Below are 18717 nucleotides of genomic sequence, written 5' to 3' on the forward strand. Positions count from 1 at the left end.
TGGCCGCAAATATCCTCGCCGAAGGCACTATTCTCTTCTGGTGATCCGCCAAAGGTTCCAAAATGCCCGTTTTTTTGAACACCGACGACGCAGATTTCGAAACCGGTTTTCAAGCGCTGCTTAGTGCAAAGCGTGAGGACAGTCCAGATGTGGATGACACGGTCGCCGCAATCATCGCGCGGGTGCGTGAGGAGGGGGATGCGGCGGTTATTGACCTGACCCAAAAGTTCGACCGGCTTAGCCTGACACCGGACACCTTGCGGGTGTCTGACGCCGAAATTGTCGAAGCGGCCGCCAATGTGCCACAGGATCAGCGGGATGCGCTCAGCCTCGCCGCGGACCGTATTCGCGCCTATCACGAACACCAGCGCCCTGAAGACAAAGAGTGGACAGATGACACGGGCGCAACGTTGGGGTGGCGCTGGACGCCGGTTGCCGCCGCAGGGCTTTATGTGCCGGGTGGGCTGGCCTCCTATCCATCCTCTGTCCTGATGAACGCCGTGCCCGCCAAGGTTGCCGGGGTGCCGCGCCTGGCGATGGTCGTTCCCGCGCCCGAAGGTGAGCTGAACCCGCTGGTCTTGGCGGCGGCACAGTTGGCGGGTGTCGATGAGGTTTACCGGATCGGTGGCGCGCAGGCCATCGCGGCGCTGGCCTATGGCACGCAATCCATCGCGCCGGTCGATAAGATCACCGGACCGGGAAATGCATTTGTCGCAGCCGCAAAGCGCAGGGTTTTCGGCAAGGTCGGCATCGATATGATAGCGGGTCCGTCCGAGATCCTTGTGATTGCCGATGCCGACAACGACCCCGATTGGATTGCGCTGGATTTGCTGAGCCAGGCCGAGCATGACGAAAGCGCGCAATCCATTCTGATCACGACTGATACCGCTTTCGGGCAGGCGGTGGCCGACGCGGTGAACACGCGTTTGGAGACGCTAAAACGCCGAGTGATCGCGGGACCAAGCTGGCGCGACTTTGGCGCGGTCATCACGGTGCCGGACCTTGCAACAGCCGCGCGTCTGACCGACCGGATTGCCCCCGAACATCTGGAACTTTGCGTCGCAGACCCCGAGAGCCTGAGCGCGCAGATTACCCATGCCGGTGCAATCTTTCTGGGGCAGTGGACACCCGAGGCCATCGGCGATTATGTCGGCGGACCCAACCACGTCCTGCCCACCGCCCGGTCGGCGCGGTTTTCCTCCGGTCTTTCGGTGCTCGACTTCATGAAGCGCACAACACTGGCCCGAATGACGCCTGCTGCCCTTCGCGCCATTGGTCCGGCAGCGGAAGTATTGGCCCAGACCGAAAGCCTTGAAGCACACGGTCTCTCCGTGACGGCGCGGCTGAGAAAACTCAACGAGGGCTAGCGGCCTCCTTGATCATTGCGCGCGGGCGGGCACCTGCGCTAAGGATTGTCGACTGACTTGTACCCGCGTAAAGAATCCTGACCATGTCCCGTATATCTGAGATCATTCTAGACGATTCCGGCCTGCCGCCCGCGACACCGGAAATTGAACAGGAACGTCGCGTTGCGATGTTCGACCTGTTGGAAGACAACACATTTGTCCTGCCCCAAAGAGACGGACGTGTGGTGCCGGACGGCCCCTATCATGTCGGGCTGGCGATCCGCGACAAGCGGCTGGTCTTTGACGTGAATACGGAAAGCGCGGAGAAGGCGGCGGAGTTCCACCTGTCGCTTGGGCCCTTCCGTCAGGTGGTCAAAGACTACTTTCAGATCTGCGAAAGCTATTTTGAGGCCGTCAAGAAGCTGCCGCCCAGCCAGATTGAGACCATCGATATGGCGCGGCGGGGGATCCACAATGAAGGCTCCCGCGTGTTGCAAGAACGCCTTGAAGGCAAGGCGGAAGTGGATACCGACACGGCGCGCCGCCTCTTCACGCTGATCTGCGTTTTGCATTTCGGGGGCTGAATGAGCCAGGAGCTTCCCCAGTCGGTCCTGTTTTGTTGCGATCACAACGCAGTGCGCTCACCGATGGCCGAGGGGATCATGAAAAAGCTCTATGGCACAGGCACCTATGTGCAATCAGCGGGCGTAACCAATGATATGGAAATCGACGGGTTTTCCATCGCGGTCTGTCAGGAGATGGATGTGGAACTGTCCAGGCACCGCAGCCGCAGTTTTGACGAGATGGAAAACTGGGGCGATGATCTGGGCTCGTTTGATCTGGTGATCGCGCTCAGCCCGGCCTCCCAACGCCGCGCGCTAGATTTGACGCGGTTTTATCATCTGGACGTCGAATACTGGCCGATCCTTGATCCGACCGGGTTGGGCGAGACCCGCGAGGCGAAACTGGTGAGCTACCGGCAGGCGCGTGACCAGATCATGGAACGGCTCATCGCGCGGTTCGGTCCACCTACCGAGATGATCTGAGGGGACCCAATGCCAGATATCGTCAAGCAATACTTCGACGCGTTCAATGCCAAGGATATCCCGGCGATGCTGGCGTGCCTTTCTGATGACGTGGCCCATCACGTCAACGAAGGCACGGTGCGCATGGGCAAAGAGGCCTTTGCGGAATTCTGCACCCACATGTCGCTCTGCTATGATGAAACGCTGGTGGATATGGTGATCTTTGAGGCGCCCGAGTTTGATCGGGCCGCGGCGGAATATGTTGTCGAGGGGCGCTATATCGCCACCGATGACGGTCTGCCCGAGGCCAGAGGCCAGCGGTATACTTTGACGGCGGGGTCATTCTTTGACCTCGCGGATGGGAAAATCACACGGGTAACAACTCGGTATAATCTCAACGACTGGATTTCGCAGGTGTCCTGAGGCGATGGCGCTCGACATCCGCCCTTTGACCGGTGACGCGTTGAAAAATGTGCTGGCGGATGTCGCCGCACTTCGGATCGAAGTGTTTCGCGATTGGCCCTATCTCTACGATGGCGATGCGGCCTATGAGCAAGCTTACCTGAGCCACTATGTTGAGAGCGCGGGCGCGCTGGTTGTGGGTGCTTTTGACGGCGCGCGGCTGGTCGGGGCCGCAACCGGTGCGCCGCTCACGGATCACGCGGATGATTTTGCCGGCGCCTTCGCTGGCACGGGTGTGGCGCTTTCGGAGGTATTTTATTGCGCAGAAAGCGTGTTGTTGCCTGCATATCGCGGGCAGGGGGTTGGACACGCTTTTTTCGATGTCCGCGAAGCACATGCGCAAGCGTTCGGCTACTCAAAGGTCTGTTTCTGTTCAGTTATCCGACCCGAAGACCACCCAAAACGACCAGTAGATTACAGGCCGCTGGACAGGTTCTGGCGCAAAAGGGGCTATGCGCCACTGCCGGATGTCATCGCGTCATTTTCCTGGAAAGATGTGGGCGAGATAGAAGAGACAGCCAAGCCGTTGCAGTTCTGGATGCGGGAGCTGTGATCTGAAGTTCACAAGCGGTGCGGTCCTAAACCCCTTGGCAGAGCGCCCCGGCGGTTTCTGCAAAGGTCTTCCAGGCCTCCCAAAACCGTTCATTCTTGGGCGTGCCCGACTGGCGCACCTCTTGCAAAAGGTGGGGCTCTTCGAAGTATTGCAGACCACGCTGCTGCTGTGACGCACTGAGCGTGCGATTGGCGGCGTGCTGAATACAGCCGCAGCGTTCCGGGGTTGCATCGGGGCGTCGCTGGACCAGACAGGCAGATTGAATGGGCCCTGACGAAAACGCGTTTGCATCGCTGATGTTGAGACGCCCGGGCGTCGGTTCAGGTGCCCTGCCGGAGCATCCGGCCGCCATCAGGCCAACTGCTGCTACTATTACAAACCCCTTCAACATCCGATCCGATGCCCCGCTTTTTAGCCTTTTCCAAAAGCTATGCCGCAGGCGCGGCCAGGTTGCAATTGCACAAAAGGCGCAATTTCACCTGCCCGCCCAGTCAGATCGCGCGCAGCGATGGGATCAGAACTTCCAGCGCGCGCCGATGACCATCACGTCGATATCTTCGACAGGTGTCGACGCTTCGGTAAATTCGAGGGTCCGATATGTCGCATAAACCTCCAGGTTCTGGTCATCGAACCGCTGCACCACGCCCAGGCCCACAGAGGAGCTTTCCGATCCGGTGATGGCGAAATCATTGCCTTCGTAGACGTCAACGGAAAGCGCGGTCGAACCGACCGTGAACCAGTTCTGGATGTATCCCAGTTTGACATAGACATAGTCGTCATCGCCTTCTTGCTGCCGTCCGGTGGAGACCGCCGCGTTCAAGCCGCTCGGCTCATGCAGCACGGCCAGTGAGCCAAATGCGACTTCTTCGTCGCTGTCGATCCAGGAATAGCCCAGACGACCATCGACCTTGATGTCGCCATAGTCGCGCGCATATTTCAGGCCAAGATCATAGAATTCACGATCATCGCCCTCGCGCAGGACCTCTTCTCCCGCGGAGGCGCTGACGGAAAACCCATTGAAGTCCGGTGTGTCGTAGCGGATGCGGAACCGACGTGCGCCGTCAAAGTTCGAAAAAGCGTCCCCCACATCGATACCGGATGCTGCGCCGCCCAAGGGGCGGAAATCAATGCCGCCCGCCAGATCACCCAGCGCGGAATAGGCGATCACCGAGGTGCCGGAAAAATCTGCCTCCGCAAACCCATCCGTGGCCGTGCTGCCCTGACCGAAGGAGAACGCACCGATGGTTGGGGTCGTATAAACCACTTCGACCTTGCGCAGTTCGGTCCGGCGCCAGTCGAATTCCAAATCCGTATCGTCAATCGACACGGACCCGGAGCCGTTCAGGCCGACAGCCGTTTCAAAATGAAATTTGAGCTTTGCGCCATTGGCGAGCGGAGATTCCCAGATGGCCCCAAACCGCGTGTTGGAATTGTCATTGTCGGTGATGAAGCTTTCGCTCTGGGTACCATCATCGACGCTGAAGAGGCCAAAGTTGAGTTGCCCGTAGAATTCGAATGTGGCGTCCTGGGCGCTGGCCACATGCGGGGCTGCAATGGCCAGGCCACCGACGACAGGGGCAATGGTGCGGAGAAAGGGGGAGTGGCTCATTGGAAGACCTCATATTCAGGGATTTACAGGAGCGACTTAAGAATTGCTCCGCGCCGTGCCACTGCGCAATTTCGCACATGTCCTGTCAAATTATACGCATGGTCCCAGAGAAATTCAGAAAGTTCAACTATGAAGGGTAAAATTTCGCATCCGCAGGACCGCAAAGCTGAATTGCCCGGTCAGGCCGCGATCGTGTTTGATCCGCCGCATCCTGCGTGCATGCTATTCTCCGAAACTGTCTGGCTAATGGCTTCGGGATTGGATAGGCGGAGCGCCGAGGACGCACAATTGATTCAGCGCGCTCAATTTAGTGTATCGCGCCCGAACCGAGGGGCGGTTCGGGCGCTGCCCAAGCGTAGATTGGGCATTGGGTTGTCACTCGTCTCCATCGAAGAACCATCCGGAAATCCTGTGGGCCAGTTTCAACAGCCACATTGCCCGTTTTTCGTTTTTCTGGGCTTGATCCAACCCTCTGCCAAGAGTGTTCAGCCAATTGACCAGCTTTGCGCGCCAGAACCGAGCGGGTCTCTCGGTCGTTGATACCGCGTCTATTGCATCAGAGAGTTGTTCTAGTGCGGGCGCAGTTAAATCTTCCGCGACCAGGTCTGGCACTTGCTGCAAATCCTCGCGCTCCTGCGTCGTCGGCATGCGCCGTGTTTCCAGCGCCGCCAGTTTGGCGACACGATCTCGGATAAGCGGATCTTGCGCGCAGAGTTCTTCGACAGACGTATAGAGTACGTTCTGAAGCGCGATGAGCGGCGCATCTTCTGGGTAGAGGTTCCCGAGGTTTCTCTGCAACCCCATGCAGGCGTTCCAATAGGAGGTGGCGACCGCGCTGGGAAGCGACTTGAAGTCGGAGCCAGCCTTTCTGATGAGGATCGTTTCGCCGGAGGTCTCAGAGAGGCCATTGCCCTGGTCGGTAGCGAGTGCCGCAGCCAGCGCGATTTCTACTTGCGCTATGGCAAACTCAATGGGTTCGGCGGGAATATCTGCATCCTGTTCAACATCCCATTTTCCGATTTCGAGTCGGATCAGTCGGGTCGAAACTGATGTGCGATAACTGCGCCGGATAAGTTTGATCTGTTCGGCGACATGAGCGGGCCCTTTGTCCCAATCGGCGTCGTCTAGTTGAGTAGCAATTTCGAAGACCAGGCCCCAGTCCTCCCATTTTCCGGCAAGGACTGCCTCGTACCAATCGATCCAGAAGGACCAGTCGGCTTTATCTTCATCTAGTTGGACCTTGAGAGTGTCCCATGCGCTGGCCAATTCTAAGGGCTGTGCGGACGCGGTCCAAAGTGAGGGCCAATAAAGAGCAACCGAGGCGTCGGCGGAAGCAGCTAAATAGGCATAGCTATTGGAAGCGTGCAGTCTTTCAAGCGCTTTCGCGCATTGTTCGCTGCTTGAGGCGGCAACTTCGCTAGGTGACCAAGCATCTGTGTGGTAAGCTGTCGCTAGCTGAATGTGCGGCTGCCAACGCGGGGAATGCGGTTGGCTCGGACTCGCTCGGACCACCAACAACTGTCAAAGTTATTCGGATCATCGCATCCGTGACGGCTTGGTTAGCCGAACTGGCCGCGTCCATGAGCCTTTTTCGCTTTCGATCAGAGCACGTGGCTGAAGCTGTACCGATTAGTAATGCTCGACAACTCAAAAAAATGAGGATAGCGGTGTCTGCGCTTGTCTCAACACCAAGAGCAGGAAAGCTGCGCAGTGCGCATCGCGCAGCAAACCAGACTTGCGTTTGATGATCCTGTTGGTCTAGCCAAGTGCGGGCGCTGTTCTCGTCGGTGATTTCGTCCATCCAACCCCATTGACCCTTTATGGATTCCGCCCCATATCCCATCACCATGACATCGCTTTCACATATCCGCAATTTTTCCATTGTCGCGCACATTGACCACGGGAAATCCACGTTGGCCGACCGGCTCATTCAGTCCACGAATACGGTGGCCGACCGGGATATGAAGGAGCAGATGCTCGACAGCATGGACATTGAGCGTGAGCGCGGCATCACCATCAAGGCGCAGACCGTGCGCATCAACTATACTGCCCAGAACGGCGAGGATTACGTCCTCAACCTGATCGACACCCCCGGCCACGTCGATTTCGCCTATGAGGTCAGCCGCTCCATGCGCGCGGTCGAAGGCTCGCTGCTGGTCGTGGACAGCACCCAAGGGGTCGAGGCGCAGACGCTCGCCAATGTCTATCACGCCATCGACGCCGATCATGAAATCGTGCCGGTGCTGAACAAGATCGACCTGCCCGCGTCGGATTGTGACCGCGTGGCCGAGCAGATCGAGGATGTCATCGGCATCGATGCCTCCGGGGCCATTCAGGTCTCCGCCAAGACCGGGCAGGGGATCATGGAAACGCTGGAGAGCATTGTCCAGAACCTGCCCGCGCCCACCGGTGACCGCGATGCGCCGCTCAAGGCAATGCTGGTGGACAGCTGGTATGATAGCTACCTTGGCGTGATCGTTCTGGTGCGGATCATGGACGGGGTGCTGAAGAAGGGTGAGCGCATCCGCATGCTGTCGAACAACTCGACCCACCACGTGGACCGCATCGGCGTCTTCCGCCCCGAAATGACCGTGATCGATGAGCTGGGTCCGGGGGAGATCGGCTTTCTGACCGCCTCGATTAAACAGGTCCGCGACACCCGCGTCGGCGACACCATCACCCATGAAAAGAAGGGCACCGAGGACGCGCTGCCGGGTTTCAAACCCTCGCAACCCGTGGTCTTCTGCGGCCTCTTCCCGGTGGACTCTGCGGAGTTCGAAGACCTGCGCGATGCCATCGAAAAACTGGCGCTGAACGATGCGTCGTTCTCTTACGAAATGGAAACCTCCGCGGCCCTCGGGTTCGGCTTCCGCTGCGGCTTTCTGGGCTTGCTGCACCTTGAGGTCATCCGCGACAGGATCGAGCGTGAATATGACATCGAACTGATCACCACGGCGCCCTCCGTCATCTACCACATCCACATGAAGGATGGCGAGATGATGGAACTGCACAACCCCGCCGACATGCCCGACCTCACGCTGGTCGATCACCTCGAAGAGCCGCGCATCAAGGCGACCATTCTGGTGCCCGACGACTACCTCGGCGATGTGCTGAAACTCTGTCAGGACCGGCGCGGCATCCAGCAGGACCTCACCTATGCCGGGTCCCGCGCGATGGTCGTCTACGATCTGCCGCTCAATGAGGTGGTGTTTGATTTCTACGACCGGCTGAAATCGGTGACCAAGGGCTATGCCTCATTTGACTACGCGATGATCGGCTACCGGCAGGACCAGCTGGTGAAAATGTCGATCCTGGTGAATGACGAACCCGTCGATGCGCTCTCCACCATGGTGCACCGCGACCGGGCCGAGCAACGTGGCCGCGCGATGGTCGAAAAGCTCAAGGACCTGATCCCCCGTCATATGTTCAAAATCCCGATCCAGGCGGCCATCGGAGGCAAGGTGATCGCGCGCGAGACGCTCTCGGCGATGCGCAAGGACGTGACGGCTAAGTGCTATGGCGGCGACGCCACGCGGAAACGCAAGCTGCTGGACAAGCAGAAGGCGGGGAAGAAGAAGATGCGGCAGTTTGGGAAGGTGGATATTCCACAGGAGGCCTTCATCAGCGCCCTGAAAATGGACAGTTGACTGTCCATTTTAGCGCTGAGGAAGGCCGGTGGGTGGCAGCGGTTGTCGCAGACAACTAGCGGATCCACTTGGTTGCGATCAGTATACGATTTCAGCAAACGCGAACAAAACTGCCGCAACGCCACCGTTTATTGGTGATTTGATAAGCATGTCAAATGGGCATTCGCTGTGCTATTTTTAAAAGCATGACGCTGATCGCTGTAGCAATCTCAGATAACAATCTAGTTGCCATTTCGGACATGCTAGCGAGCAGCACACCAGCTGAACGAGCAAGCCCGGTGGTGCTGCCTTTGTCAATAAATTCTTTACCGCAACAAAGAAATTATGAAGCAGCGATTACACAAAAATCATTCATCTGGGAGAACTCGCTAATCTTGTTTGCCGGAAGCGCACTGGCTGCAAAGGTTATTTGCATCCAGATCGCAAGAGAGAAGCCAAGCTCTTTTTCCGAAATCAATGCAATTATCCAGAACAACATTTCTGAAAAAATCAGCGTCATTCATTGCCACAACAAAGAAGGTACTAGTTCTTCGAAGAATTGGAACTGCCGAATTTTGGAGTATCCAGAGTTTAAAGTGATCGTTGCTGGCAGTGGTGCTGATGCATTGGTCTGGGAAGCTCACAATGAGCCGGCACCTTATTCTGGCCCTGATCACGAGTACCAACCAATGTTGGCGATGGTATACAATTGGATCGAAATACTTTTCAGGAGCGAATGGGAAGACCCAGAACACATCGACATGCGTTTTGGAGCTGGTTACGAGATGTTCGAGCCAAATCGGCCCAATGGATTTTGTCGTATAAGTTGGAGGCTCGACAGCCTTATCGTCCAGGACGCCTCGAGCGAGGCACTCAGCGTCGGGTTGGCACAGTCAATTTTTTTTATGCCTAGCAGCTTTGGAACACACATTTTCAAGGTTATTGCGTTAGAGGAAACGAACCAATACGAGGCATTGGACTTTTTTGTTCCTCGCATTTTGGATATTCCGCATGACGCAGTTGTTAACTCGGACTTCGAAAAGTTCGTTCCTCGACTAATCTATACGTTTTCCAGAAGCGATGTGGGTGCCTCTTTGAACGTCGGAAATAGTGCTTTTTTGGATGTCGTCTTTGAAGAGGAAATCGTGCGTATGGTTTGTTCAGATACAGGTCGAGAAATGGCGGAGAGCATCCAGAAGAGACATCACGAAAAGTACAAAACCGTCAATCGACAGGGTGGAAGTCAAGCTAAAGCTTAGTATCTGTCGGGTTCCGTCCGTTCTCGACGAAAAGGGGCCGCTGGATCTTTGTTCTTCACAAAAAATAACCCGCGCAGATCCATCCCAATCCACAGACTTTCCGCAGCGCGGCAAGCCGCCTGACTTAAACGATATTTCGCGCTTATCCCCAAGTTACCCACAATAGAAATACCAAATAAATCAACAGCTTATCCACAAGAAATTTCGCGAAACCGTCATTTTTCTGTTGCGCGACTCAACCTTTGGGTGCACCTTTAAATCACCGCAACGGAGTTCTTCGAACGAAGGAGTGGACGCAAAAGCCCCTCAGGGTGGAACGCGGAACGGGATAGGCTCCTCGGGGTCAGGTCCGGATCGCAGAACATCAGGAGGATACAGGCCGGATCGTGTGGGCTCGAAAGAGCCGTGGCGAGGGTCTGGATAAGCAGAGGCAGATCTTACCTGACGGGTCCGCAAGGATCAGGACGGACGATAGGTTTCGGCAGGGTTGAGCGGGGGATGGTTGGTTTTTGGACCAGGCGTCTCGGCTGAGAGGGGTAACGCTCTTATGCAAGCTGGGCCATATATATCGCCCTCTGGGGGGATGATAGGTTCAAGAAGGCGTCAGGATGTGCCGCAAGGCATGGAAAGGATTTCGGTCCGATCCCCTGACGCCTTTCGCTATTGCGGCGGCGCGTCGCACATCGTTCAAACCCATTCTGAGATTGACCCAAATCAAGGCGTTTTCTGCCGCCCGGGCATAGGTTGTGCGCAGACTGAAACCGCGCCTGCGTGCGCCTGACAAAGGGCCCTGAAAATGTTCCGCCTCACTGCCATCCTGTATTGCTTCATTGCCGCCACCCTGGCCGGAAGCGGCGTTATTGCCGTGCTCAGCGCGGGTATGACGGATGTGCTGCCGATCGTGATCGCGGCGGCGGCGGGTGCGGTGCTGGCCCTGCCCGCGTCGTATCTGGTGGCGCGGAAAATCGGCCAGTAGTTCGGAGCGCTTGGCGGTCGGTCTCGGGCGAATTGCGGGCGGTGAGACAGCGCGCGCCATCGCCATGCTCGCCAGCTTGACCCAAATCAATGCGGCGCGGCTGGGAGTGTGCCACCCTGCCTGCGCCGAATGGGAGCGCCGTCATGAATATCACTGCGCAGAAAAAGATTTTGCTGGCCCGTCGTGAAGAGCTCGCAAGCATGATGCAATGGATTGAGCACCAGCTTGACGAGTCGCCGTCGAAAGACTGGGAAGACCGTTCTTCGGAGCGGCAGGGTGATGATGTTCTGGAGGCCATGGGATTGGCGGATCAAGCGGAGCTGAGAAGCATCGATGCCGCTTTGGACCGGATTGAAAAAGGCACCTATGGCGTCTGCGTCACCTGTGGCGAGGAGATCAGCGATGCGCGGCTTGTTCTGGTGCCGGCGACCCCGTTTTGCAGATCCTGCACCGCGTGATCAGGTGATAACATAGAGGGTTCACGAAAAAACCCGGCCGCATATTGGGCCGGGTTAGGGGTGGGCGCGGTGCACCGCGGCCCATAGCATCGTGGGACGCCCCGATCAGATGGCCTGATCCAGCGCTTCGCCCGCATTCTGGACGTCGCGCCCAAGGCCCTTGGTGGTTTCGCATGCGGTCAAAGCCAGAACGGCAGCGAGTGCAAAAGCAAGTCTGATCATCGGATGGTCCTTTGTTGAAGATTGTCCAGAGCAGGATAACCCGATTCAGGACCTGACTTCACGCAAAAAACGGCATTCTCCCACCAGCGAGATGCATTTGAGCGATCAGGTCGGGTTGGTTGCGGCCCCTTCAATCGCCTCACCAAGGTCCTGAATGTCCTCTCCCGCACCCTTTGTGGTTTCACAAGCAGCAAGAGCGATCAGGGCAGCGCACAACGTAGCAATTCTAAGCATGTTTTTTTTCCTTTCCAGTTCCACCAGGAGAACGCGCTGACAGTGCAAAGAGTTCCCGAGATTAGGACGCTTTGCACCTCTTTTCCAAACGACCTATTCCTGCAAGCCGCGCGGGATATTACGGGGCGCGGTAAAAGAGATAGCGTTCCGGATCAATGGTGTCCGGGCCTGTGATCTGGGTGAACCCGATCAGAGGTTGTTGGCTCACGATCAGGCCGCCAGGATGCATCAGGGGGGCGATGAAGGGTGAGAGGCGCGCGCCCTCTTCGACGTCCAGTTCCTTGACGCCAAATCCAAAATCATAGTGGGCCAAAACCATCTTGGCACCGCGGCTGGCCAGTTCCATCAACATGTCGTCGGCCTCACCCAACAGGAAATCCTCCTCTGGCGGAATACAGGACGGATGCGGTTTCAGCACCCGGTCGATCACCCAGATCCGACGATCAGGCATGCACTCGCGCAGGTGATCGAAGGTCCGCCCGTTCCCGAGCCCCAATTCCAGAACATCGCCGGGCATGTCCGCGATCAGTTCCGCCGCCCAGTTCAGGCCATCGATCTGTGCGGACAATCGCCTGCGCATGGATTCCAATCGGCTCATTTCGTCTCCTTTATGGCTTCGGTCAGTAGTTTGCACGTCGCACCGCCGTTGAGCATTTCGCTCAGAAAGGTGCGTGAGAATGTCCAGACATCGGGGGTGTGCACGAGGTGGTGTGTGAGGTAGCCAAATGGCTCTGTCCGGTCGACATCCCCTCGGCGTCGGGCCTGAAGCTGGGCGATGGTGCCCGCGATGATGCGATCAGGGTCCAGCAAGCCACGTGTGCCCCGCCAATCAATCGGGTCGATATGTGTGTTGACGGCCAGCAATCCCGGCGCGGGATACGCCGAGTGTCGGGGCAGAAACGTGGAGACCGCCGCATAGCCCAGATCGGACAGATTTTGCATGAAGGAGGGATGCAGACGGTTCCATGGGGCAACAAAGGCAGGCACCAGGCTTGACCCGAAAAGGTCGCGCAAGGTGCTTAGAGCTCTCCGAAGTTCGTCGTTGGCACCAACGCGCGGATGGCCAAACTCAGCTTTCTTTGACCCGCTGGGCGCCCTGTTTTCATGCGCCCAGCCATGCACCGTTGGGATGAGATTGGGATGCGTCGTGACCATGGTGGCGAGTGACGCCTCCGCGTGGGCGGGGATGACGGCCAGATGCACAGGCAGCGAAAGATCGTCAGACAGCTGCGCCAAACGGTCCAGTTTGGAGGTTGCAGCAATCGCATCATCATCCCGCCACCACAGGGGCAGGACCATCTGTTCCGCGCGCCAAAGGGCCAGCTCCGCGTGCAGAGGGGACCAGTCGATGCTCATCGGCGGGTGCTCACGAGGGTTTCGACGATTTCAACGGTCTTGCGCGCGCCGTCTAGTGCGTTGGTTTGCGGCGGTCTTTGGGGTGCGGTCATCACCTGCGCCAGATGGTGCAAGAGCGCGTCGCCGCTCAACTGCGCCGTAGGGAGCACGGATATGCCGGGCAGCGCTGCCAATGCTTTGGCGCGCAGGCTCTGCTCGACTTCGCCACCGGCATCGAAGGGGACAAAGACAGCTGGTGTGCCGGTTTGCAGAAGATCAAGCGCGGTGTTGTAGCCTGCCATCGAAATGGATGCCGCCGCGTGGTGCAGCATGTGTCTGAAGTCGGGCCGGGCGGGTTCAATGACGACGTTTGTGGGGGCACCGACCTGCAGCGCCGCTACCCTATTCTGGGCATTTGCCCCCCCGATCAGCAACCGCCAGGACCGTGCCGGATCGCGGCGTGCAGCGTTAATAGCCACTGCGAAGAGATCTGTGCCGACATCGCCGCCGCCCGCACTGACCAGGACCTCTCCCGATCCCAGGTGTTGCGGATGCGGGGTCGGCGCGGGCGGGGCCACAAATCCGGTATAGTGCAGGTAATCCTCCAGCGTTTCGGTCACCGGCCAGCTGATGTCCAACGGTGTTATCGCCCGATCCGAATGCACCAGCACTGCATCGTAGTGGGAGGTGATGATGTTTTCGGTGGCATGGGCCTTTTCGGGTTTGGAAGGGGGTGCGAGGATATCTCGGACCGAAGCGCAGATCAGCGGCCGCTTGAGCTGTGTCGCGGCGCAGGTGAGCAGATGCAAGAATTCCGCACGCAGCACCCGACGTCCGAAGGGAAAGAGCTCCGTGATCAGAACGTCGGGCCTGAGGTCGTGCAGCGTCGTTTCTAACGCCTGCATCCGGGCCTGCATTACCTCTTCACCGGCATCCAGCCCCTCGGCGTTCAGGAGCCGCGTGAAGTTCACCCCGTCCGACCGCAGTGGCGGCAGTTGGACAAGGGACACATTCGTGCTGTCCAGCTGGGGCGCAGGCATCCCGCCGGTCACAACCGTGCTGGCATGTCCTTCTGCCGCGAAGGCCCGCGCAAGCGTAAGCGCGCGGGTCAGATGACCCGTGCCCAAAAGATGTGTCACGGCGATCATGATCTTCATGACGCGCGTTCCCTTAGTTTGATGGGGGTATCTGCAGTGGTCCAGATATCATCGGAGATCGTGATTACGAACAGCCTGTTGCGCTTGATCTGGAAGGGGGCGGGACCTTTGAAATTCCAGCCCGTGGCCAGGGCCATCAGAACGCGCATGATGCCGATATGGCAGACCGCTACTGCGTCCTCACGCAGGTCCTGCGCCCAGGGCAGAAGGCGCGCGCGCAGCTCTGCGGGGGTTTCACCCTTTGGGGGGCGGAAATCCCACCCCCAATCCTCTATGTCCCGGTATCCGGACGAGGGATCGGCGCGCAGGACTGCGCCCTCCTGACCCTCCCAATCGCCCCAATCCATCTCTGTCAACGCGGGGTCGGTCTTGGGGGGCCTGCCCGCCAGCAGGGTTGCCGTGCGCGTTGCACGTTGCAAAGGGCTCGACCAAAGCATCGCTGCGCGCCAGTCATCCGGCAATGTCAGTCTGGCAAGTTGCGCTTCGGCTTCTGCATCCAGCGGCACATCGGTGCGTCCCTGAATGCGGCCCTGCCGGTTCCAGGCGGTGTGGCCGTGGCGGATCAATGCGAGACGTATCATGCAATTGCCCCGGTGATGGCATCGCAGAGTGTCTTGCTTGCAGCCCCGAGCAGATGGTGGGTCGCAAGATAGTCGCGTGCGGCCTGTCCGCGCCGCGCGCGTTCCGCGCAATCACCGAGGAGCAAATCAATTTCCTGCGCCAATGCCTCCGGCCCGCCTGCGGGCGTTGGATGCTGGTGCGGCGCCAGAACGTCAATCACACCCGGTCTGTCCTGCGCGACGACGGGCAGCCCTGCGGCCTGTGCTTCGAGGTAGGTCATGCCGAAGGCTTCGTTGACACCGGGCCAAAACAGCAGGCTGGCCTGCCCGTAAGCCTCCCCCAATGCCGCGTCGTCCAGCGATCCGCGCAACTCTACCCGATCTCCGAAGGGTTGCATGATGGAGGCGACGGCATTGAGCGCTGGCCCGTCACCCGCGATCACCAGACGCCAGTCGGGCGTTTTGAGAAGGGTCAGCGTGTCGGCGATAAGCTCGTAGGACGCGAATTTGTCGCCATGGCGCAGCATGCCGACGCTGAGCATTGGGCCATCGCCGGAGCTGGCGGGGGGTAAATCGTTGCGCGGCAGGAAAGGCGGTAGGTGAACGATCCGCTGGTGTGCAGGCGCATAGGCATAAAGGGATTCTGCGTCTCTGGCGGTCAGGTGGAAAATCACATCCGCTGCATCGCTGGCCGCTTCTGCCGCCTGGGCAAAGGTGGACCACGGTCCGTTCAACCGCTTGCGTGCCCGTGTGGCCTCGATCTGGAAATATGGCAGGTTCAACGCCGCCGCCACCGTCGGGCCGACGAGATCAGGGGCTTTGTAATAGCAGTGATAGGTGATCCATACCTGCCAATCCGTATAGCGCCCTTGCGCGATCAACCGTGTTGCTTCCGCCTCTGCCAGCGCCAGCAGCCGCGCTTGGGTGTCAGCATTGCCGTCCTTGTCGCGTGTCTGCAGTTTTGAGACCAGTTCAGCCTCTATCCCGCCGTATCTGAGCGCAGCGAGGATGGCGCGGCCCATCGCACGATCTCCCGAGGGCACCGGATGGGTCGGCGGTTTCATCGGCGCATAGAAGGCAACTTTGGTCATGGCCCGCCGCTCAACATCTGCGTCAGTCGCGCTTTCAGCTGCGCAATGCCCGGGTGCATCTGGAAGGCGGATACCAGCCTGTCATAGGCCGCGTCCGCCATTTTTTGGGCGTTCTCCGGACTGGCGGCAATCAATTCGATCTGGTCGGCAAGGCTTGGAGGGGCATCATCGGTCAGAATGCCATGGGTCCCGGTATCGATGAATTCCGGGATGGCGGAGACCGGGGTCGATAGAATGGGCAGCTTCTGGCTGGCCGCTTCCATCAGAACATTGGGCAGCCCGTCGCGATCACCATTGGAAGCGATCCGGCTGGGCAGCACAAAGAGGTCCGCCGCGCGCATCTCCTCGATGACTTCCGGTTGATCGCTGGGGCCATGCCAGGTGATCCGCTCGGCAACGCCCTGCGTCCGCGCCAGCGCCTGCAACTCATCTTTCAAGGCGCCGCCACCGATATGGGTCCAGTGCCAGTCAACCGATGCAGGCAGCAGACCGAAGGCTTGGATAAGCCGGTCAAACCCCTTCTTTTCGACAAGACGCCCGACGGACATCAATTTGATCGGATCACCCGGGCGCCGTGGCTTTCGCAGCGGGGGGGCTGGAAACCGCGCCAGATCAAGCCCGTGATAGACCAGATCCACCCGGTCGGGCGTGTCAGTGAGGTCTTTTAAATACGCCGCCCCAAAACTGGTGCAGGTGGCGCCAAAGGTGGCGCCATGGCTTTCTGCGGAGAGCTTTTCGCGCAACTCCCATTCTGGCGAGGTCCAGATGTCCTTGGCATGGGCCGAGAATGACCACGGCACGCCGGTGAGTATCGCCGCGTAGCGGGCGACGGAAGACGGGGTATGCAAGAAATGTGCATAGAGCCCGCGCGTTTCCGGCGGCAGTTCGCGCGCGAGGACACAGGCCTGCCCGAACCGGCGCAAACGATTTGGCGTGCGGTCGCGCGGATAATCTGCACGAATGGCGCGCCAGGCGGCGGCGAAACCGGGGCGGGCGAGCGCGCTGAAAAACCCCTTGAGCACCCGCAGCGGTTCATCTTTCAGGTATTCCGGCAGATAATGCACCGGCGCGCGCAGCCGATCATGCAGCGGATGGGTTTTGTGATCCGTGGGATGGCGCAACGACCAGATCTCGAAAGTCAGGCCAGCCTCCTCCAGCGCCACAAGCTCCTGGGCGATGAATGTCTCTGACAGGCGCGGCCATCCTTTAACGATCACGCCCAGGCGCGCGCGGTTTGATGTCATTTATCCGCCATCAATTGTGCGGCGCGTGCCACGACGACATCCAAACCATCCAGCAATCCGTTCGCACCGGCGTGCGATGGTTTTCTCTGGGACGGTAACCCGCGGATGAATGCGATCATCGTCTCTGGCGTCATCCCGTCGCGCTCTTCGTCCAGCATTCGGACAAGGCCAAGCTCTTCGGCGCGCGATGCTCTGATCCACTGTTCTAGCCGTGGGATCGTCCGCGGCACGATCACAGCCCGTTTATCGAATGACAGGACTTCGCAAAACGTGTTGTAGCCCCCCATGCATACAACGCCTTCGGCCCCGGCAAAAAGCGCCTCGATCTTGGCGTCGAACCCGACCGCCGTCACCCGGCCATTCAACTTCGCAACGCGGGCTTCAAAAGCCTCGCGGACCTCGCCGGACAGGAAGGGGCCATAGACCAGTACCGCGTCGGGTTTCAAGGTCGGGTCTTTTTCGTAAGCTTCGAGGACAAGGCTGACCATTGCCTGACCGTCGCCGCCGCCGCCGGGTGTGATCAAGACATAGGGGGTGTCCGGGGTATCTGCGGCATCAATCACTTCGCGGCGCAAATACCCGGTCCAGAAAATCCGCGCCCGCGTGGCCTCCGACAGCTGCAACCCCTCTGTCGGGTCATAAACCGAGCGAGGCCCATAGACCCATATCTGATCATAGAACCGTTCGGTTGCTGCGACCGCACCCTTGCGATCCCATTCAGCCGCCAGCACCGAGGGCGCGTCGAGCACATCGCGCAGGCCCAGAACACAGCGGGTCTGATCGCGCCCCTCAAGCCATTCCAGTGTCGGCAGCAATTCCCCGCGAAACCCTGTGGGTTCTTTATCGACGATCAGCAGGTCCGGTTCATACTGCTCCACCGCCGTTTGGATCAGGCCCGAGCGCAGGTTGGTCGTATCATCGATGTCCAGGCCCAGGGTCTGGCTCACATAGGTCCCGTCGGGCAGCTTCGTAACGCCCGGCAGCCGCATGTGGTCAACCCGCTCCGGAAAGGTGAAGCGCCCGGCAACCGGGGATCCGGTCAGAATGATGGCAGAGGCTTTCGGGTCTGCCGCCGTCAGTGCCGACGCCAGCGCACGTGAGCGCCGCAGATGCCCCAGACCAAAGGTGTCATGGCTGTAAAGCATGACACGCAGCGACCGCTCGGGCTCCGCGGCACTTTCCGGTTGGGCCGTTGACCCGGCTTGATGATGCACGTTCATGTTACCGGATGTCCCGCCTGTCAGAGCCAGGGGAGCGTATACCTGTCGTGGGGAATTTGGGAACACCAGCCGCGGTGCAAAGCAAATAATTCAGGCGCATCGGCCGGTCCTTGGGTCGGGTGAGGGGCGCTTTGCCCCGTTTTCACTGCATATTTGGCACAAAAGCGAATTATGTGCAAAACACCAGTGATCGCGAGATATTGCGCTGATGTGCAATTGCAATGGGTCATGCGCTCCCCTACCGTCAAACACCAAATTAACATTGCCCGGACTTTCTTTATGCGCGTGCGCTTTTTTGCCATTCTTCTCTGCTTTTTGGCGCTCTTTTGTTCGATTTCTC

The 18717-nt window shown here is 58.9% G+C and carries 21 protein-coding genes; 9 read left to right on the forward strand and 12 right to left on the reverse strand.

What is annotated here, in order from left to right; genetic code table 11:
- Window positions 1-62 precede the first annotated feature (62 nt).
- The 5 genes from hisD to Q1A20_RS07105 all read left to right on the forward strand — a co-directional run bounded on the left by hisD (window position 63) and on the right by Q1A20_RS07105 (window position 3386).
- On the forward strand, window positions 63-1367 hold the full coding sequence (gene hisD / locus Q1A20_RS07085) for a histidinol dehydrogenase (protein WP_299402517.1): 1305 nt from the start codon (window positions 63-65) through the stop codon (window positions 1365-1367).
- A gap of 83 nt (window positions 1368-1450) precedes the next feature.
- Window positions 1451-1930, forward strand: coding sequence for a UPF0262 family protein (locus tag Q1A20_RS07090; protein WP_298974302.1), 480 nt, complete (start codon window positions 1451-1453; stop codon window positions 1928-1930).
- On the forward strand, window positions 1931-2392 hold the full coding sequence (locus Q1A20_RS07095) for a low molecular weight phosphatase family protein (RefSeq protein ID WP_299402519.1): 462 nt from the start codon (window positions 1931-1933) through the stop codon (window positions 2390-2392). It begins immediately after the preceding gene.
- A gap of 9 nt (window positions 2393-2401) precedes the next feature.
- Complete coding sequence (locus tag Q1A20_RS07100; protein ID WP_299916563.1) at window positions 2402-2794, forward strand: ketosteroid isomerase-related protein; 393 nt, start codon at window positions 2402-2404, stop codon at window positions 2792-2794.
- 4 nt (window positions 2795-2798) lie between these two features.
- The gene (locus tag Q1A20_RS07105; protein ID WP_299916565.1) at window positions 2799-3386 is read left to right on the forward strand and encodes a GNAT family N-acetyltransferase; all 588 of its coding nucleotides are present in this window, start codon (window positions 2799-2801) and stop codon (window positions 3384-3386) included.
- Window positions 3387-3411: 25 nt separating this feature from the next.
- Here Q1A20_RS07105 and Q1A20_RS07110 read toward each other — a convergent pair whose 3' ends face one another.
- The 3 genes from Q1A20_RS07110 to Q1A20_RS07120 all read right to left on the reverse strand — a co-directional run bounded on the left by Q1A20_RS07110 (window position 3412) and on the right by Q1A20_RS07120 (window position 6261).
- On the reverse strand, window positions 3412-3738 hold the full coding sequence (locus Q1A20_RS07110; RefSeq protein WP_299402524.1) for a hypothetical protein: 327 nt from the start codon (window positions 3736-3738) through the stop codon (window positions 3412-3414).
- 162 nt (window positions 3739-3900) lie between these two features.
- Entirely contained in the window at window positions 3901-4995 is a 1095-nt protein-coding gene (locus Q1A20_RS07115) for a porin (RefSeq protein ID WP_299402526.1), read from the reverse strand.
- Between the two features lie 375 nt (window positions 4996-5370).
- A complete protein-coding gene (locus tag Q1A20_RS07120; protein ID WP_299916568.1) occupies window positions 5371-6261 on the reverse strand; it encodes a hypothetical protein in 891 nt (296 codons plus the stop codon).
- A gap of 581 nt (window positions 6262-6842) precedes the next feature.
- Between Q1A20_RS07120 and lepA the strand changes: the two genes are divergently transcribed.
- The 4 genes from lepA (at window position 6843) to Q1A20_RS07140 (ending at window position 11314) form a co-directional block, all read left to right on the forward strand.
- The gene (gene lepA / locus Q1A20_RS07125; RefSeq protein WP_299916784.1) at window positions 6843-8642 is read left to right on the forward strand and encodes a translation elongation factor 4; all 1800 of its coding nucleotides are present in this window, start codon (window positions 6843-6845) and stop codon (window positions 8640-8642) included.
- Window positions 8643-8797: 155 nt separating this feature from the next.
- Entirely contained in the window at window positions 8798-9880 is a 1083-nt protein-coding gene (locus Q1A20_RS07130) for a hypothetical protein (protein WP_299916570.1), read from the forward strand.
- Window positions 9881-10676: 796 nt separating this feature from the next.
- Window positions 10677-10856 carry a CTP synthetase gene (locus Q1A20_RS07135; protein ID WP_299402532.1) on the forward strand — a complete coding sequence of 60 codons (180 nt, stop codon included), beginning with the start codon at window positions 10677-10679 and terminating at the stop codon, window positions 10854-10856.
- Window positions 10857-10999: 143 nt separating this feature from the next.
- On the forward strand, window positions 11000-11314 hold the full coding sequence (locus tag Q1A20_RS07140) for a TraR/DksA family transcriptional regulator (protein ID WP_299916572.1): 315 nt from the start codon (window positions 11000-11002) through the stop codon (window positions 11312-11314).
- Window positions 11315-11419: 105 nt separating this feature from the next.
- Here the strand turns inward: Q1A20_RS07140 and Q1A20_RS07145 are convergent, their stop codons facing one another.
- The 9 genes from Q1A20_RS07145 to Q1A20_RS07185 all read right to left on the reverse strand — a co-directional run bounded on the left by Q1A20_RS07145 (window position 11420) and on the right by Q1A20_RS07185 (window position 18377).
- Window positions 11420-11536 (reverse strand): entericidin A/B family lipoprotein, encoded by a 117-nt coding sequence (locus Q1A20_RS07145; protein ID WP_298974273.1) that lies wholly within the window; start codon window positions 11534-11536, stop codon window positions 11420-11422.
- Window positions 11537-11641: 105 nt separating this feature from the next.
- The gene (locus Q1A20_RS07150) at window positions 11642-11770 is read right to left on the reverse strand and encodes an entericidin A/B family lipoprotein (protein WP_298974271.1); all 129 of its coding nucleotides are present in this window, start codon (window positions 11768-11770) and stop codon (window positions 11642-11644) included.
- 118 nt (window positions 11771-11888) lie between these two features.
- Window positions 11889-12368 carry a class I SAM-dependent methyltransferase gene (locus Q1A20_RS07155; protein WP_299916574.1) on the reverse strand — a complete coding sequence of 160 codons (480 nt, stop codon included), beginning with the start codon at window positions 12366-12368 and terminating at the stop codon, window positions 11889-11891.
- Complete coding sequence (locus Q1A20_RS07160; protein ID WP_299916576.1) at window positions 12365-13126, reverse strand: polysaccharide deacetylase family protein; 762 nt, start codon at window positions 13124-13126, stop codon at window positions 12365-12367. The genes Q1A20_RS07155 and Q1A20_RS07160 overlap by 4 nt, the downstream gene beginning before the upstream one ends.
- The gene (locus tag Q1A20_RS07165) at window positions 13123-14262 is read right to left on the reverse strand and encodes a glycosyltransferase (protein ID WP_299916578.1); all 1140 of its coding nucleotides are present in this window, start codon (window positions 14260-14262) and stop codon (window positions 13123-13125) included. The genes Q1A20_RS07160 and Q1A20_RS07165 overlap by 4 nt, the downstream gene beginning before the upstream one ends.
- Window positions 14259-14843, reverse strand: coding sequence for a histidine phosphatase family protein (locus tag Q1A20_RS07170; RefSeq protein ID WP_299916580.1), 585 nt, complete (start codon window positions 14841-14843; stop codon window positions 14259-14261). Before Q1A20_RS07170 ends, Q1A20_RS07165 begins: the two co-directional genes overlap by 4 nt.
- Entirely contained in the window at window positions 14840-15913 is a 1074-nt protein-coding gene (locus Q1A20_RS07175; RefSeq protein WP_299916582.1) for a glycosyltransferase family 4 protein, read from the reverse strand. Before Q1A20_RS07175 ends, Q1A20_RS07170 begins: the two co-directional genes overlap by 4 nt.
- A complete protein-coding gene (locus Q1A20_RS07180) occupies window positions 15910-17157 on the reverse strand; it encodes a glycosyltransferase family 4 protein (protein ID WP_299916584.1) in 1248 nt (415 codons plus the stop codon). Before Q1A20_RS07180 ends, Q1A20_RS07175 begins: the two co-directional genes overlap by 4 nt.
- On the reverse strand, window positions 17154-18377 hold the full coding sequence (locus Q1A20_RS07185) for a glycosyltransferase (RefSeq protein WP_299916586.1): 1224 nt from the start codon (window positions 18375-18377) through the stop codon (window positions 17154-17156). Before Q1A20_RS07185 ends, Q1A20_RS07180 begins: the two co-directional genes overlap by 4 nt.
- Between the last annotated feature and the right edge of the window lie 340 nt (window positions 18378-18717).

This window comes from uncultured Roseobacter sp. (assembly GCF_947501835.1).
GTDB lineage: Bacteria > Pseudomonadota > Alphaproteobacteria > Rhodobacterales > Rhodobacteraceae > Roseobacter.

Excerpts from the sequence above, each read along its gene's own strand:
- Q1A20_RS07175 (WP_299916582.1), bottom strand. The coding sequence starts at position 15,913 with ATGACCAAAGTTGCCTTCTATGCGCCGATGAAACCGCCGACCCATCCG.
- Q1A20_RS07165 (WP_299916578.1), bottom strand. The coding sequence starts at position 14,262 with ATGAAGATCATGATCGCCGTGACACATCTTTTGGGCACGGGTCATCTG.
- Q1A20_RS07095 (WP_299402519.1), top strand. The coding sequence starts at position 1,931 with ATGAGCCAGGAGCTTCCCCAGTCGGTCCTGTTTTGTTGCGATCACAAC.
- Q1A20_RS07150 (WP_298974271.1), bottom strand. The coding sequence starts at position 11,770 with ATGCTTAGAATTGCTACGTTGTGCGCTGCCCTGATCGCTCTTGCTGCT.
- Q1A20_RS07100 (WP_299916563.1), top strand. The coding sequence starts at position 2,402 with ATGCCAGATATCGTCAAGCAATACTTCGACGCGTTCAATGCCAAGGAT.
- Q1A20_RS07090 (WP_298974302.1), top strand. The coding sequence starts at position 1,451 with ATGTCCCGTATATCTGAGATCATTCTAGACGATTCCGGCCTGCCGCCC.
- Q1A20_RS07180 (WP_299916584.1), bottom strand. The coding sequence starts at position 17,157 with ATGACATCAAACCGCGCGCGCCTGGGCGTGATCGTTAAAGGATGGCCG.
- Q1A20_RS07135 (WP_299402532.1), top strand. The coding sequence starts at position 10,677 with ATGTTCCGCCTCACTGCCATCCTGTATTGCTTCATTGCCGCCACCCTG.
- Q1A20_RS07130 (WP_299916570.1), top strand. The coding sequence starts at position 8,798 with ATGGGCATTCGCTGTGCTATTTTTAAAAGCATGACGCTGATCGCTGTA.
- Q1A20_RS07170 (WP_299916580.1), bottom strand. The coding sequence starts at position 14,843 with ATGATACGTCTCGCATTGATCCGCCACGGCCACACCGCCTGGAACCGG.
- Q1A20_RS07155 (WP_299916574.1), bottom strand. The coding sequence starts at position 12,368 with ATGAGCCGATTGGAATCCATGCGCAGGCGATTGTCCGCACAGATCGAT.
- Q1A20_RS07105 (WP_299916565.1), top strand. The coding sequence starts at position 2,799 with ATGGCGCTCGACATCCGCCCTTTGACCGGTGACGCGTTGAAAAATGTG.
- Q1A20_RS07160 (WP_299916576.1), bottom strand. The coding sequence starts at position 13,126 with ATGAGCATCGACTGGTCCCCTCTGCACGCGGAGCTGGCCCTTTGGCGC.
- Q1A20_RS07110 (WP_299402524.1), bottom strand. The coding sequence starts at position 3,738 with ATGGCGGCCGGATGCTCCGGCAGGGCACCTGAACCGACGCCCGGGCGT.
- hisD (WP_299402517.1), top strand. The coding sequence starts at position 63 with ATGCCCGTTTTTTTGAACACCGACGACGCAGATTTCGAAACCGGTTTT.
- Q1A20_RS07185 (WP_299916586.1), bottom strand. The coding sequence starts at position 18,377 with ATGAACGTGCATCATCAAGCCGGGTCAACGGCCCAACCGGAAAGTGCC.
- Q1A20_RS07140 (WP_299916572.1), top strand. The coding sequence starts at position 11,000 with ATGAATATCACTGCGCAGAAAAAGATTTTGCTGGCCCGTCGTGAAGAG.
- Q1A20_RS07145 (WP_298974273.1), bottom strand. The coding sequence starts at position 11,536 with ATGATCAGACTTGCTTTTGCACTCGCTGCCGTTCTGGCTTTGACCGCA.
- lepA (WP_299916784.1), top strand. The coding sequence starts at position 6,843 with ATGACATCGCTTTCACATATCCGCAATTTTTCCATTGTCGCGCACATT.
- Q1A20_RS07115 (WP_299402526.1), bottom strand. The coding sequence starts at position 4,995 with ATGAGCCACTCCCCCTTTCTCCGCACCATTGCCCCTGTCGTCGGTGGC.